We start from the raw sequence: 14,996 nt of genomic DNA on the forward strand, positions 1-14,996 counted from the left end.
AAGAGCTTCGACAATTCGTTACGACGCGGGCAGAAAAGCCGGATCTTCTTTTCACCGTTCGCGTAGACAAGGCTAGGGTCGTAGACCTCTCCTGGTTTTGGCTTCCGGGTGAAACAGTGATCTGTATATCGAACGTCCACTGTAAAGCTTTCCGAAGGCAGTTCTCCGTCGGCTGGCCGTACGAACGTCTCGGTATGAGGCTCAAGATGAGCGAATTTGTACGTCTTGCCCTCATAGATGTGAGAAGTCCAAGCCAACCTCAGAGTCTCCTTTTCTGCTACTGCCGCTGTAGGGCAAGCTGCTAAACCGCACAATGCGGGGCAATCAGTTGACGGTTTGGGTGGGGACGAATCGCGCCGCGCTATCTCTTCGATCATAAAGGGCCTCTACAATGCACCCTCATAGTCCGTTGGTCACCTTTACCTACCAAAGGCAGCCGTTACGAACAACGCATAGTAGGGGCCGTGGAAATGCCGGACCCCAGCCCTCGACGACGGGTGATTTATGTAAAGACACAAAGACATAAAGGCGTCGGGGCTAAAAGCCGATGCCGAAATCATGCTGCTGCCTTGCAGGCTGTGCGAGTTCAGGCGCCGCAATCTCTTTGGAGGCAGAGAAATCCTGCTGCGGCTGGTTGGTGTACAAAGCGAGATCCGTTTTCGGAGAAACGCCTTGGAAGGTCTGTTGGGAAAGGCCATCGCCCGTTGCGATCACCCGTTCCGCGCGGAGATTCTTCATGCCATCGACGGCGTAGCCGTATTCGATGTGCCGGGCCTTCTCTGGAGAGACCTCCGCGGTCTTACCGGAATCGAGCTTCACGGTCATGGAGTTGTCATGGCCGATCCGAGTCACAGTGCCGAGATCGCCGGAACGCACGCCAATATCCCTATCGTTGGTCGTGAACCGGATGCGCTCACCGTCCGCAATCTCGCGGGTTTCTTCCTGAAAGACTCGACTTTCTCGCGTTTGCGGCCGAAGCTGGGCGGGGTTGTAGGAGACCTCTTCGCGGGTTGAATCGACCTTGACGATGAGCACATTGCCTCGGGGCTTCATACCAACGACGGTGGCCTGACTGTCGTTAGGAATCCCGTCAAGGCTTGGGCTGCCGGTCTTGTAGTGGATCTTGTCACCGGGCTGATAGCTCTCTACGCGCATCTTGCTGCCGGTCTCTTTTTCAATCAACACCGGCACAGCTCGGGCGTCGCGGCCGAGTTTGCCTTGCACGTGAAGGTCGGCCCGGATGAGCTGGGTCAGCTCCTCTCGCTCCGCGCGATCGGGCGCAACGATGACGCTCTGCTGTGGTCTGCTGACGTACTCTTGGGCGACGGCGGCAAGCCGCGAATCTGCGTTGTTGTATTCGTAAATGGCGACGGGCTTCGCAACTTTCGTTGGGGAAGACGAGGGCTGCTCGCTGGTCACTGTAAAGTCCAGGGCAGCGGTCTTGGTCACGTCCGTAGCCAGTCGTGAGCCGAGGGTTTCGGCGTTGTTCGTGTAAATCCTTGCGTCCTCTGACGCGCGAGAGATGGCGACATAAGCAAGCCGGTTGTTGATGAGGCTGCGCGATGAATCGGTGTCGATGTTGGCTATGACGCGATCTGCTGTGAGTCCCTGGGAGCTGTGGGACGTGACCGCGTAGCCGTGGTCGAACTGCCGGAACGCTGCAGGATCGAATCTGATGGAACGCTTCTCTTTGCCGTCCATCAGGACCGTGAGACGGTCTGCCTCGATCTTCGTGATGGTGCCCATGTCGCGATTCGAGATCCCCAGATCTTTGTTCAGCGCGGAGAACTGCAGGCGGTCGCCTGTCGCAAACTCCCGGCTTACGTCGCGATAGACGTTTACGCCGTAGACGCGGCGAGGGTCGTACTCGACGCTGGACCCGTTCGAAAGCTCGACCGTCACCCGGTTGTTGGCAACATCGTTTGACCGCACCACGACAAAGCTGTTGCGCTCGATACCTTCGGCCTTGCTGCCGCGCTCGTACTGGACGACATCGCCGGGGCGGTACATGGCCGCCCATGTGCGATCCGGTCCGGTCATATCGGAACGGTGCGATAGTGTGAGGTACTGCTTGCCATCGTCGGCCAGCGTGCCGGCTTTCAGCAACTCGGAACGCACGGCCTCATTGATCTGCTGGCGGCTGCGATTGTCTGGAGAAACGATAATCGTGTTCTCTGGACGTGCAGCATAGTCCCGCGCGATGGCCGCGATGCGCTCAGGCGCACTGGCAAGCTCAGTCACACGGCCTTGTTCGGAAAGTAGAGCAATTCCCTTCTCTGTTTCGTGCGTCGCAAGATGCTGCACTGCGCGAAGCAGCTCCGGGTCTTTCTGCCGCATGATCGTGTCCAGCTTGGAAGTTTGCATGCCCGCTTCTTGCATCTGCTGGAACGGCCGTCCGGCGTCCACGCCCTGATGCTGGCGGGTGTCACCGATGACAAGGACGCGATCTTCCGGGCGTATCTTATTGAGGAAAGCCCGCATCTGCTGCGTGCTGGCAAGGCTGGATTCATCCAGCATGTAGAGATGTTTGCTGGCAGGCTCGGGGTCTTTCTGTCGCGCCAGGAAGCTTTGAAGCGTATTCGCCTCGATCCCTGCCTCGCGGAGCTGGCCCGCCGCCTTCGAGGTTGGGGCGAAGCCCTCGACCTTGTAGCCGCCCTGCTCCGCGCCTTCTCGAATGGCCTCAAGCGTCGTCGTCTTTCCGGTGCCTGCAAGCCCCTGAAAACCATGTACGCGGTCGGTGCTGGTGAGCACTTCGCGGATAGCTGTGCGCTGCCCCTCGTTTAGAAAAACCCGTGATTGCGCCTGGTGCTCGGCGGCGCCCTCACTCAGCATGGGCGACGTTGCGCCGCGTCCATTCAAGACGTGCTGCACGTTCGCCCGCTCGGCGGCGATCGTTTCCGGTGTTGTAAAGCTGCGGCCGGAACTGTGCTTTTGGCCCTGCACCAAACGAAATTCGCCCTCTTCGCGGCGGCGCTGGAACTCACTCTGCACGTCGATGAAGCTGACTTCGCCCATGCCTCGGCGTAATGCCTCTCGCATGATGATGCGCTCGTCCGCGACGGCCTCACGCTCAAACACCTTGTCCTTCGCGAAGGCCACGGCTCCACGCGCATCGGACTGTAGACCTGCTCCCCTCGCCTGACTCAAGGAGCGTTCGCGCGCTTCCGCGATCACTCGTTCGGGCTGGTTGCCGAACTCCGCGGCCATCTCTTTATGCGCTGCCAACACCTCGGCGGGCGTGAGGGTCTGCTTACGATCGCGCGTCGCATGTGCGGCGATCTGCGCGGCCTCTGGTCCTTGGAAACCGGCGCGCTCCATCTGCTCTTTGATCTGCTGCGAACGTGGGCTGGACGCATCAAGGTACGCCTGCGAGTAGCCCTTGATTTCCGGTGCGCCGCTCTGCCCTGGCTCGATCTCGTAGCCCAGCTTGCGAAGGTTATGGGTCAGCACCGATTGATAGACGGCGGTCGCATAGTTCTGCGACTCAAACAATGTCCGCTCCTGGATGGCGCGCGTCGAACCGTCCTCGCGCTCGGTGACATTGAAGATGACGGCATGCGTGTGGAGCTGGGGCGCGGCGTAGCCGTTCACCGGCCTAGCGGTGTCATGTTCGAACTTCGCTGCGATGAAACTGCCGGTCTGCTCGGCGGGGTTGTTGCCGCCGATCCGCGCGTGTGTGTACCGCTCCAATTCGTTGAGTGCGGTCGTCACGGCGGCGCGGTGAGCCTCTTTAACCCGCTCGTCCCCACCCACGAGCGCTGTCAACGAGACGGACTTGGGCGCGGAAAAGGTAGCGTCCCATCCGGCGCGATGCTCGACCGGCTTCGTCACGCTGCCGTCTGGGTTGGTGTACTCCTTCCCTTCCCGGTGCTTCACCATCTGTTCTTCAGTCTGGGGATGCTGGCCTTCTGTGAGCCGCGCGAACTCCAGCGGAGATACCTCACCCGATAAGCCAAGGGAAGCGGCAAGTTTGCCCTGCCACTCCCCTTTCACGGTGTCGTCTTGCTTGTAATAGCTCTGCGCATCGCTGGTGTATTCCAGCTTGTGATACGTCTGCGCCTGAGCTGGGCTTATCGCTTTGGAGATGGTGAGCATGGCGGCCTAGAGGTTGTGCGAGAGTGGAGCTGACTCGACCTGCAGCGTGGAAACGACGGTCTTCGGTGCCTCGGGGACTAGCTGCGGCACGAGGGCTTCGGCTTCCTTCAAGGGAGCGCCCGCGCTGGTTTTCGGCTTCGCGTTCCGCTTTGGCTTGGGCTTCTCTTCCGGGTTGGTCAGCCACTCCTCTTCCTCATCAGCGTCAGCCTTTGTGGAAGTAGTGTCGGGAGCTGATGGTTGGGGTTTCTTGTCGGCGGGGGCGAGTGGATCGAACCACATCTTGCTTTCCGGAATCGCGCGAGGAAGAAGCGCGTCCGCGATGATGGGCAGCGTCATGTGCGGAAAGGCAAAGCGGGAGACATAGTTGTTGTGCTTCACAAAGGTGTGAAGATCGGGCAAGCCTTCAATCTCGGACTTCATCACCAGCGGCTCGATCTGCCGGTCAAGCGTAAAGCTCTTACCCTGACGCTTGCCGTCGGCAACCGTTTCCCGGACACGCTCGATCTCGACCTCGCCGATGAGGTCTGCTGCCCACTTCGCTGCGTTTGGTTCACCAGTACGCACGATGAACTTCGTGCTGGGCATGGAAAGCATGACCTCGGCCAGATGACCGTACACCGTTTCGAGCTGGGCCTTGCCCTGGTAGGCGAACACGATGGGGTTGTCGCTCTTACGTCCTTCTGTAAGGGCGGTGTGGAACTGCGGGAGAAGCTGCAGGCTGGCAAGCTCGTCAATCACCAGCCACACCTTTTTCTGATTGGGCTTCGGCTTCGTCAGGAGACGGAGGACCAACAGGTCGATCCACAACGACTGCAAGGGACGCAGGGCTTCGCGCGTGGCTTTGGTGGACGTGAGGAAGATCCAACCCTCGCGCTTCTCTGCCCACTCGGTAGCGCTCCACTGTCGGCCGCCCGCCTCCTCTAACGTCGGCAACAGGCGCAGTCCATCCGCAATCAGCCCAAGGGAACCCAGCACACCGCGCCGCTGCTGCGGCGCGTCCATCGGTGCGAAGTTCGCCAACTCCGTACCTTTGAGGCGACGGTCGATCTCTTCCTCGTTCGACATCCAGTCCACCAGCTCTTCCGGCGAAGGACGATACTTCAGGAGATGGGCAAAGATTTTTTGCGGTGTCTCCGTAAAGAACTCGCCCCGCTTGTCATCGCGCGGCTGGTACATCGACGTGGCGATGGTGCGTGCCTCGGCAGGGTTGCGCAACTCACTTGATGGTGTCCAGTACGGTGTCCGCGCATCGAGCGGATTCAGAATCCAGTCGCCCCGGTCCTTCTTGTAAAAGCGCTCTGTGAACTCGCCCGCCGTGTCGTAGACAATCGCAATCTCGTCGCGGTCGGCGATCTGTTGAAGGATCTGTGTGAGCAGCGTGGACTTGCCCGAACCCGTATCGCCCATAATCTGGATGTGCTGCGGCTCGGCACGTTTTGGAATCCGAAGCTGCGTTGCATGACGGGCATACCAGGGCTTCTCTGCGGTCGTGAATGCCAGCCCATCGGACTTTAGAGCCTTGTTGAACTGTGGCGGTGGAACCATCACCGGGCCTTTAAGACGACGCCCGTACTTCAGTTGCCGAAAGCGTTTCACATCGGCGCGACCGGCGAAGCCGAGTGCAATTACGAGGACGAGAAGCCCCTCGCATAATGGCTCCGTGTAGACCTGGACGAGTCCCTTCCCCTCAAAGAAGACATCGCCAAGCCACCGGCTGAGAGCCACGTCGTTGTAGTCCTTCTCGGGGCCTTTGTAGAAAACCGTGTAGCCTCTCTGCTTCGCGGCAGCCGAAAGATCGACCGGGGAGATAGAACCATCGGGGAGCTTGGTGGCGCCTGGAACGAAATCAGCCGGCAGCGCCAGGCGTGGGTTCGCTTTGCCGCCGCCCACGTAAAGCAGCCGGTATTTCCCATGCTGTTTGAACGTCGCTCCGATGAGGGTCTGCGCATACGTCGTGGTGTACGTCCGGCGCAAAGGCGTCTCTTCGACGTTCAGAAATTGCCACACGAAGAAGAGCGTAGCCATCACGCCCAGTGCGAACGCGCTGAACGTGTAGATCGGCGCGTGTGGCGGCCATACGATGGTCTCTTTGCGTCCCCAGGCTTGTTTGCTATTCATCGCGCGGTCTCCGTGGCGGCGTACTGCTGCATGACTTCGGCTGCTGCTTTATGCTTTGTTGACCGGATTCCCTGAAGCTCTTCTTGGAAGGCTTCAGGCGTCATCACGTCGCCACAGGCGACCGCCCGAAGCGTGGAATTGAGTAGCTGACGGATGGCAACTATCTCGGTGAAGCTGGGAGTAATCGCCTCCCCGCGTGCAGCGGCAAGCAGAGTCTCCCTGCTCCACTCGCTCAAGGCTTTGCCTTGGGAACGCGCCTCCGTTTCCAACTCTTCTAGTTCTGCTTTCGTGACTCGGGCGCTTGCGATGAAGTTCCGTGCTGTTCTGCCTCTTGCGCGACGGAGGCGGTCTTCGAAATTGATTGCTACGGTCGGCTCTTGCATAGTTCCTGCTCTCTGGATTCGTGTCTACAACCGTTGACCCAATGTCCACGGTTGTAGACAGAATTCGCCTAATTGCTGCGCTATCAGCGAGGTAGACAACCGTAGACGCTGATCGCTTTCAACGACACCCTGGAAGGGATGGAGTGTCATCCTTTTCATGCGCAAAGCGCATCCGCTCTTGTTGTTGCTGTTGCCTCTGCATTTGTTGTTGCTGTTGACATTGCTTCTGCGTCGGGAAGTGAGAGCTCGATGCGCTTACTTCGTAGCCGTGGGCGCTGGCTGAGCGGTTGTCTTGGCTGCTTTAGCTGAGCCGGGAGCCTTCTTGATACGCACCGAAGGCGGCACAGTGGCGTTGGCATTTGCTGTAAGGTGTTGCTGAAAATCCTTATCGTGTTTGAAGATGTATTCCAACGCCTCATTCACCACGTCATCAGCCGGTCCCTGATGGAAATGTGCGTAACGATCCAGCATTTTTGCCGTTGACTCTTCAAGCCGGATGTTGGTTTCTACCTTCTTGGAAGTCTTCACTGTGAACAGGGCCATGATGCGTTTCCTCTCCTCTTTCGGTTATGCGAACTGCGCAGTGGGTGTTGCAGCCGATGCGCCGACAAGCATCAGCTCACGGCTCGTCTTCGGCTGGGGTGCTGAGTAAACTTCCTCGACCTGGAACTGTTCCGAGCGATAGTCGTAGCCCTTCACCAACACGACTTCGCGCACCTGACGCCGACCGTTGGCGGCACGCTCGCAATACAGCGTGAAGTCGATGGCTTTCGCGGTTTCGCTCCGCATGAACGCGTGATTGAGGTTCGCTCGGGCACTCAGGGCAAGGTTGGCGAGACGATCCAGCGCTTCGACGGCGCTGCTGGCATGAATCGTAGACATCGTGCCGCCGTGTCCGGTGTTCATCGCTTGAAGCAGGTCGTACCCTGCCTCGTTGCGAATCTCGCCCATGATGATGCGATCAGGACGATGACGAAGCGCAGCGGCCAACAACTCGCTGGGTGTCACTGCAACCTGACCAGGAATCGCATCAACGGCTTCCCAACGAATGGTGTTCGGCTGCAATATCTGCAACTCGGCGGGCTGCTCGATCACACACAGGCGCTCGCACATCGGGACGTGATCGAGCAACGCCTTCATCAGCGTTGTCTTCCCAGAGCCGGTTCCACCGGCGATGATTCCGTTCTTGCGCTGGCCGATGAGAGAAACGATGAGGTCACGCACTTCGACGGTCAGGCTTCCACTCGCCACCAGCTCATCGCTCGTGTACCACTTGTTGAACTTCCGAATCGTTAAAGTGGGGCCAGAGATGGAAGCTGGCGGCCCCACCACAGCGACACGCGAACCATCCGGCAAGCGCGTGTTTAGGATGGGGTTCTGCATCGTGAGGTCTTGCCCCAACACACGCGCGACACGTTCAATCGCTGCGGTCAGACGTTCGTTGGTGTACGCATCGGCGAGCTTCACTCGCTCGACCACACCGGCACGGTCGGCATAGACCCCGCTCGTGCCGTTAATCATAAGGTCGGAGATGGACGGGTCGAGAAGTAGCATCCGAATCTCTTCGGGAAAGAATGGGAGGATGAGGTTGTAGCTCACTGTGCGACCCCAGGCGTTGTCGTTTCCGGCATGAAGGGGCTGCTGGGCGCGAGTGGTGTGGAGGCGGCGTGCTGAGGCTTCGGCAATGTTGCTCCGTCGATGGCGATTGGATCGACACCAAGACGGTTTTCATGGAATTCCGTCACGGTCAGACCTAGCGGATTGATGGTCTCGAACTGCGGAAAGACCTTCGCCTGGTCGGATACCTGCTTGGGGTTCAGGTAGTACGTCACGCTCAACATCCAATGTTCCGTGCGCGGCTGCCGAGAGTTTCGAACAGAGAACAGCTTGTCGAAGTTCACAAGCGCGGTACCCTTTGCCATCACTGCGCCTTGAACCTGCTCCGTGGACATGCTCGTGATGGTGACGTTGCGCACATCCACTTCGCTCTGCTCTGTTTGACCTGCCGTGACCTGCGAGATGGTGTGGTTGGCGTTGTCCTCGCCCATGAGCTGCAACGCTAGCTGCTGCGAGAGGAAGTAGTAGTTCAGCGGATACTTCTTCGCCACCGTCTCCCGGTTCAGCGTGTAGCGGTAGTTGGTCCAATCGGTGAGGTAGGTTCGCACCTCGCCCTCGCGGGGTGAGTAGTTGAGGTCGCTGTACACAATGGCCTGCGCTTTGCCCATCTCGTCGATGCGGATGTACCGGTTGATGACAGGTTTATGAGCAAGGGCAACGATGCTTGCGAACGATCCGAGTAGCAGAACAGACAGGCCACCGATGATGATTCGGCTCGTCTTGCGCTCGTTATAGTGCGCGGCATAGACCTCGTTCGCAATGGTGTCGGTAAGCACAGCGTGGTCTGAGGTGTAGGCGGCGTCGGTAAGCGGTGCGATCTGAGTAGCCATTATGTACGCGGTCCTTTCGGGGTAAAGGGTGTATGCCGCCGATGCTGTGCTGCGTTGTGTACCGGCTTAGGGTTGTGCGCGACCTGAGAGATAACGCTGGAGCAGCGGTACAGCGAATAAGGGACTGAAGCTACACAGGTGAGGATGATGAACCACTTGAAAGCACCTCCGATGAAGTGGATCAAGGGAAACGGAATGATTGCGGGATAAGCGATGTAACTTTCAACCGTCTGTCTGCGCATGGTCTAACGTCCTTTGATAAACGGGATTAGCCGCATGACTGTTTGCTGTGCAGAGGCGGTGGTGCCTGCAGCGCCGCCGAATACTGCCTGAGTGATCGTCGGGATGAAAAGCATGTTGATGATGAAAGCGACGAACACCATGGTGACCGGGAGGATATTTGCTATCCACATCCCAATCGAATAGTCGCCATTGAAGGTTTGTTGTAGGAATGTCGTGTAGAAACCTGACCATACGAAGATGAAGGCGGCGGCAACAGCCCGAATCATGGCGAAGCTCACAAGTACGTCAATGAAGTGAAGGAACTTCCCGCGAAAGGTATCGGTCATGTACAACGGGATGAAGAGCGGCCCGAACAGCGCCGTTACGGCGTAGAAGATGAAGCTGCTCACGTTGATAACGAAAATAATTGCAGCCGCAACCCCCATCAGGACCTGAACGTAGACGTACTCGAAGATCTCAAGTGGAGAGATGAGCGACGGCGGACCGGTCTTTTGCCACGCTTCCTGAATGACACATGTTAGTTGAGCCTGAGTGTTCTGATCGAGCACTTTGACAATTTCCTGCGCGATGGCAGAGAACAGTTTGTTGAAGCCCCAGCTCGCACCCGGCAAAGGATTGATCCAGTAGGTTTCAAGGATGCAGCAGAATCCTAGCCTCAACATGAACTTGACGATCTCGCCACCTTCTAACGGGGCAGGATTGAAGCTGAAGCTCATGTTGGCTGTGCTGAAGTTGATGACCATCTTGGCAAGCTGCATGAACGCGATGAAGCTGAGTAGCGTCAGGCCGAAGCTGGTCAGCGCCCCACCGTTGGCGGTTGTGAGCGCTGTCAGATTATTGGTGAACTGGTAAAGCCAATCGGTGCCTGGCATTTCACGCCTCTGGAATCTGCTTAGGGTTGTTGGATCGAACCCGGGCTATGTTTCACAACGTTGTTGGAGTTGTGCTTCTTCTTTGCAGCCTCCACGCTCTTCCAGAGGCGGCAATCTTCCGCTTTCGCGGGGTCGGCAATGGCAGCACAATCCTTATTCGTCGGATCGGGGTGTTCGTTTGTTGCAGGTTGAGAAACTGTGGCCTTTGGCTCCGGGGACGAAACCGCAGGCGTTTTTGCTTCGCAACCAGCAAGAACGGTCATAGAGAACGAAAGAACAAGTAGAACGGTGGTGTTTTTCATTGGAGGCTCCTGTTTTAAGGAGAGTACAGCGCTATCCGGGGACGGCGCTGCACCCCGACGCTATGGCAGGTAGTCCGTATACGTGCCCGTTGAGTTCACGTATCCGGTTGGGTTGGCGTTCCGTTGGGCTTGTACGTTGGCAGCGAGATTGAGGTCGTGGACCATGGCCTCTCTCTCCTGCATGTTCTGAATGGTCATCTGTTGCGCGATGCAAGCGTGGAGCGCACCCTGGGCCTGCTGCTCGTTGAGCTGCTGGGCTTGCGATGCGTTCACGAGGTTGAGCTGCTGCACTTCGCTGTTCGTGGTGCTGGTGCCGTCAAGCTGGTTGGCCTGAAGGCTTGTATTCGCCGTTACGGAAGCGGATCGTGCGGCGCGGTAGGAGCCGACTGCGTTCAGGCAATCGGGTGAAACCGTGTCGGACGTTTCTACGATGGCGAGCTGGGTGAGCTTGTCGCTGTTCCCAGCCGCCTCACTCGCAAGGTAGGAGTTGGTGTTGGAAGATATAGCTACGCTCGAATTTGTCCATGCCGTGGTTGCGGCTGTGGTGGAGTTCTGATTGAGCGCGGTGGTCATGCCGTTCGTCTCGCCGTGGCGATTGACGACCTGAACCTGCTTCATCTTGTTCAATGCTGTCTGCCACTGCGTCTTCACGCTGAAGTTGACGACATTGCTTTTAAAGCTCTTGTACTGGCTCTCCAACGTGGTCAGTTGGGACACGAGAGAGGCATAGCTGGTTGGATCGAAAACGATGTCTCCGATGCCGAAGAGAGCGAAGCTGGGTGTAGCCGTGCAGAGCACCAAGGCTCCTACGGCGATCCATTTCCGCTTGCGGGATAGTTTGAACTGCATGCGTCCTCCGTATGCGAGTTGCGTTAGAGGGATGGGTCTACGCGATGCTCTGCGTAGCTGGGGATGAGAATGTCCTGGTTGATATAAACGCGCGCTCTGGAACCCTCCTTTACCGTGATGACGGGCAGACGATTGAGGAATTTGTTCAATATCTGCTCCGACTCCTGCGCGGTCTGCGAGGAGATCCCGTTGCGGATTTGCGTATTCGCATCCAGCACGCTTCCGTTGTTGCCGACCTGGGCCAGTCCACCGATCCCACCGACTGCGGCAGCGGCGGCGAAGGAACTGAGGTAGTGGTTGTTCACGTTCGTTGCAAGCCCGGTCGTACCCAGCGGATCGAGACCGGTGTACTTGTTGAGGTCGAGTGAGAACCCATCGGGGCAGATCGCGCGATTGAAGGTAACGAAAAGCTTCCGCTGCCCTGCACCCGACACACTCTGCACTTGACCGATGAGCCGCGTGCCCTGCGGAAGAAGAAGCTGCTGGTGATCGTGGGAGTAATAGTCCGTCGTAAGCATCACGATCATGGGGCCGCTGAAACCGCCGTCGATGTGGTTCGTCAGCACACCTTCAAGCACAGTGCCCTCGAAGACGCGATAGAGGCGTCCTTGGTAGCCGTCAAAGTCGTATTGACCCATTGGGTCTTTGCGGGGCGGCGTTTCTGCTGAGACAGGCCGTGCCGTAGGGCGTCCTTGGGCGATGTCCTCACCTACTGCCTTGTCTGCTGGCCCATCGGCTGAGGCCGCTTCCACGGCGGTATTGTTGTTGGCATTGCCCGATGCCGGGGCGGTCCGCGCGAAGTCGATCGCCACGGTATCGCTGTTGAGTGCTTCCTGATGCTGCCGTTCCCTCTCAAGCTGACGCTGCTTGGCTTCGGCCTGTGCCTGGGACTGTCCTGAGGTCTTCTGTGGTGCGTTGGGATTGTTGGTGCCGTACATCGCTTGCCGCTGGGCAGGAGTCATCGGTGCGGCGTCCTGCGATTCTGGCCCTGGAAAGGCCTGCTCCTGTTGAAGCTGTGCATTCTGCGCGGCAAGCACAGCCTGCCGCTGCCGCTCCTCCGCATCCTTGCGTGCAATAAGTCGCTGCTGAGCCTCAAAGCTGTTGACCTGCGTCGCGTTCGGGGAAGTAGGCTTCTGCATCGCGCTATTGGCGAGAGGAACCTGCTTCGTGCTGTTGTGGAGGTTCGCAAGCCCGATGACGAGGATGACAGCGGCGATGCCGCCGACCACCTTGACGTTCACCTTCTTGCTGCCGGTCGCTTCCGGTTGCGCAGGAACCGAACCTGGCTGGGGGGCGTCCTGATTGTGTGGTGTTTCTGCCATGGCCTAGTTCCCTTCCTTGCGGAAATCCAACCGCTGTTTGCCGATAGTCAAATAGCCCTGCAGGACGGTCTTAGGCACCGTGTAAAGGCCGTCGTTGTAGTCCCAGTTGATGAGGCTGCCCTTGCCGTCCTTGGTCTCATAGAGAACAGGCGTCTCTTGGAAATGACCACGCAGGTACGTGAACTTGTCGTCACGCCACACTTCCTGCAGACCCAGCTCGCCGGCCTTTTTGCGGTCCCAGGTGTAATCGAAATGAAGCTGGCCGGGATATTGGCTCCGATATGCTTCGGCCTTCGTCTCCGCGGCTTTCCGCTCGGTGGCTTCCTTCGCGGTTGCTTCGGCAGCCTCTCGCTTGGCTCGGTCCAGCTCTGCGGCCGGAACAAAGACTGGCATCGCGGCGAGCTTGTCCTTTCCAGCTTGGTCGCCAGGGGTAACGAACACTTTGGAATCAAAGTGGCTGTCTGAGTCGTTGCTGATCTCGCGGAGCTGCAGGGTGTATTCGTTGCCGTGGTCGGAAACGATGTGCACGTCGGTGCTGCTGCCCGCGATCTTCGGCTTGATGCTGATGAAGCGAGAGGCAACGTGGCCCCCATCAAAAACCCAGCTCGATGTATCGCCACCGAAGACGGTCGCTACCTTCTCCTCAGCCGGAAGCAGGATCAGGGTCGATTGCAGAAGCCCGGCGCGAACGACGGGCGGCGCTTCCGAGTCGATCACCACGACGGTGCGCGGGACACTTGGAAAGAGCGGGTGCTTTGCGTCATTCGGTTCGGCGTGGCAGACTGCCACGATTGCGAGACTGGCGGCGATGTAAAGGGGCGCTTTCATGGTGAGTCCTCGGGGGTTGAGTGGATGAACCTGCTTACGTAAGGTGAATAGGAGAGGGTTCATGCAGACTCCCCCTGTGCGAAGCGCTCGATGCCTTCAGCAAGGCCGTATTTCTCAACCAGCTTTGCGCGGCGGGAACGGTCTTTTGGTTTGGTGGAGAACTTGGCATAGCTGCGCTTGTCGAGATTCAGGATGATGACCTTGGTCAATCCGTCCCGGCGCACGTACAAGGCTTCGCGCTGCTGCAGGCTTTCGAAAAGGTCGAGCTGCTGTTCGCTGAGTTTGAAAAGCTGGCCGTAGAATTTCCGGTTGAACGTGGCATCTGGCAGGAACAGGAACGACGTGCAGGAGTTGACGATGCTGTCCGCGTTCTCTCCCAGGTCGTTCGCTGACTGACCGATGAGAGTCACGCCACCCAGGTTCTTGCGGACGGTCTTGATGGATGCAAGGGCCGCTTCAAGAAGCTGCGTGTTCTTCATCGAAGAAAATAGCTCCTCGATGACGATGTGCTTCGGTACGCCGAGGTTCTTGGGGTCATAGAGAACGGCATTGATACGGCGCAGCAACCACACCATTAAGGGCTCGATTAGGTCGGCGTCCTGCTGGTTGCTGATGCCCTGGAAGTCGAAGCACTGAACGCGGCCCAGCTCCAGCTCGTCATGCACGTTATCGAAGATGGCGGCATAGACACCGTTCCCGGTCCACTTCGAGAGGTAGCGGTTCAGGTGCTTCGGCAGCATCAGATTGGAGAGGCGGCGATTCTCCGGCTCAAGCTGATACGTGCTGCGCACCGCGCCGAAGATCACATCCTCATCCTCGGGCGCCAGTTCGGCGCCCCCGTTTGTGAGCAGGAGCTTGATGAAGCTGTAGAGAAACTTCAGATTGTCTTCGGTCGGCTCCAAGGAAAAGGGATTCACGCGCGGCCCTGTTCGCCCTACCTTGTCCACCTTGCCGCCGTACAGCTCCACCACACTCTCATAGCTGCCGCCGATGTCGAAGATGTACGTAAAACCCTTGTATTTACGCTCCATCGAGACGTGCGCGTTATTGTGAACCGACTTGCCCGAGCCTGTAGGCCCGAGGATCATCGCCACCTTCACGCCGTTGACGTAGCTGTCTTGGAAAAACGGTGTCTTGCTCCTGGTCTCAAAGACATTGAGGTATTCGTTGTCGAGGTCTTCGGAGTAGGGATGGCCGATGCTCGGTGCGTACACGTTTGCAAGCCGCGCATGATGATCCTCTGGCAACCACAGAGGGAAGATGTTGAACTTCCCGTTGCCGGGGAACATCGTATAGAACGCGGACAGATTGCCTAAAGACTCTTCAATGACTTCCGCGCGGGCATCGACAAAGACGCGATGAACAGCCGGGATGGTCTCGTGAAGCTGCTCCTTGCTCTTCGCTGCCAACAACAAACGCATGGTGAATTCGCCCTGCCCGACCTTGTCGAGCGAACGGATGACATCGCTGAGGTCATCTACGCTTGCATTCGCGGCCTTTGCGCCTGCACCTTCTTCGAGTGAAGCGGTGTCACGAC

Annotated in this window: 12 protein-coding genes; all 12 read right to left on the reverse strand. The window is 58.2% G+C overall.

Translation table 11 applies throughout. The features are described 5' to 3' along the window. Positions 1–537: 537 nt before the first annotated feature. Complete coding sequence (mobF, locus tag BLW03_RS19995) at positions 538–4,095, reverse strand: MobF family relaxase (RefSeq protein WP_074656232.1); 3,558 nt, start codon at positions 4,093–4,095, stop codon at positions 538–540. Between the two features lie 6 nt (positions 4,096–4,101). Next, positions 4,102–6,213, reverse strand: coding sequence for a type IV secretion system DNA-binding domain-containing protein (locus tag BLW03_RS20000; protein WP_074656233.1), 2,112 nt, complete (start codon positions 6,211–6,213; stop codon positions 4,102–4,104). Continuing rightward, positions 6,210–6,596, reverse strand: coding sequence for a hypothetical protein (locus tag BLW03_RS20005; RefSeq protein ID WP_074656234.1), 387 nt, complete (start codon positions 6,594–6,596; stop codon positions 6,210–6,212). Before BLW03_RS20005 ends, BLW03_RS20000 begins: the two co-directional genes overlap by 4 nt. Before the next feature lie 255 nt (positions 6,597–6,851). After that, positions 6,852–7,139, reverse strand: coding sequence for a hypothetical protein (locus BLW03_RS20010; RefSeq protein WP_074656235.1), 288 nt, complete (start codon positions 7,137–7,139; stop codon positions 6,852–6,854). A gap of 24 nt (positions 7,140–7,163) precedes the next feature. After that, entirely contained in the window at positions 7,164–8,195 is a 1,032-nt protein-coding gene (locus tag BLW03_RS20015) for a TadA family conjugal transfer-associated ATPase (protein ID WP_083350772.1), read from the reverse strand. After that, on the reverse strand, positions 8,192–9,043 hold the full coding sequence (locus BLW03_RS20020) for a VirB8/TrbF family protein (protein WP_074656236.1): 852 nt from the start codon (positions 9,041–9,043) through the stop codon (positions 8,192–8,194). Before BLW03_RS20020 ends, BLW03_RS20015 begins: the two co-directional genes overlap by 4 nt. A gap of 245 nt (positions 9,044–9,288) precedes the next feature. After that, the gene (locus BLW03_RS20025; RefSeq protein WP_074656237.1) at positions 9,289–10,158 is read right to left on the reverse strand and encodes a type IV secretion system protein; all 870 of its coding nucleotides are present in this window, start codon (positions 10,156–10,158) and stop codon (positions 9,289–9,291) included. 20 nt (positions 10,159–10,178) lie between these two features. Further along, positions 10,179–10,460, reverse strand: a complete 282-nt coding sequence (locus BLW03_RS20030; protein WP_074656238.1) for a hypothetical protein — start codon at positions 10,458–10,460, stop codon at positions 10,179–10,181. A 60-nt stretch (positions 10,461–10,520) separates the two neighbouring features. Continuing rightward, positions 10,521–11,309, reverse strand: a complete 789-nt coding sequence (locus BLW03_RS20035; protein WP_074656239.1) for a hypothetical protein — start codon at positions 11,307–11,309, stop codon at positions 10,521–10,523. A gap of 23 nt (positions 11,310–11,332) precedes the next feature. Then, the gene (locus tag BLW03_RS20040; protein WP_074656240.1) at positions 11,333–12,631 is read right to left on the reverse strand and encodes a TrbI/VirB10 family protein; all 1,299 of its coding nucleotides are present in this window, start codon (positions 12,629–12,631) and stop codon (positions 11,333–11,335) included. 3 nt (positions 12,632–12,634) lie between these two features. Continuing rightward, entirely contained in the window at positions 12,635–13,459 is an 825-nt protein-coding gene (locus tag BLW03_RS20045) for a TrbG/VirB9 family P-type conjugative transfer protein (protein WP_074656241.1), read from the reverse strand. Between the two features lie 59 nt (positions 13,460–13,518). After that, the coding region (locus BLW03_RS20050; protein WP_432279829.1) for a VirB4 family type IV secretion system protein at positions 13,519–14,996 on the reverse strand (1,478 nt) is incomplete at its 5' end.

This window comes from Terriglobus roseus (assembly GCF_900105625.1).
Classification (GTDB): Bacteria; Acidobacteriota; Terriglobia; order Terriglobales; family Acidobacteriaceae; genus Terriglobus; species Terriglobus roseus_B.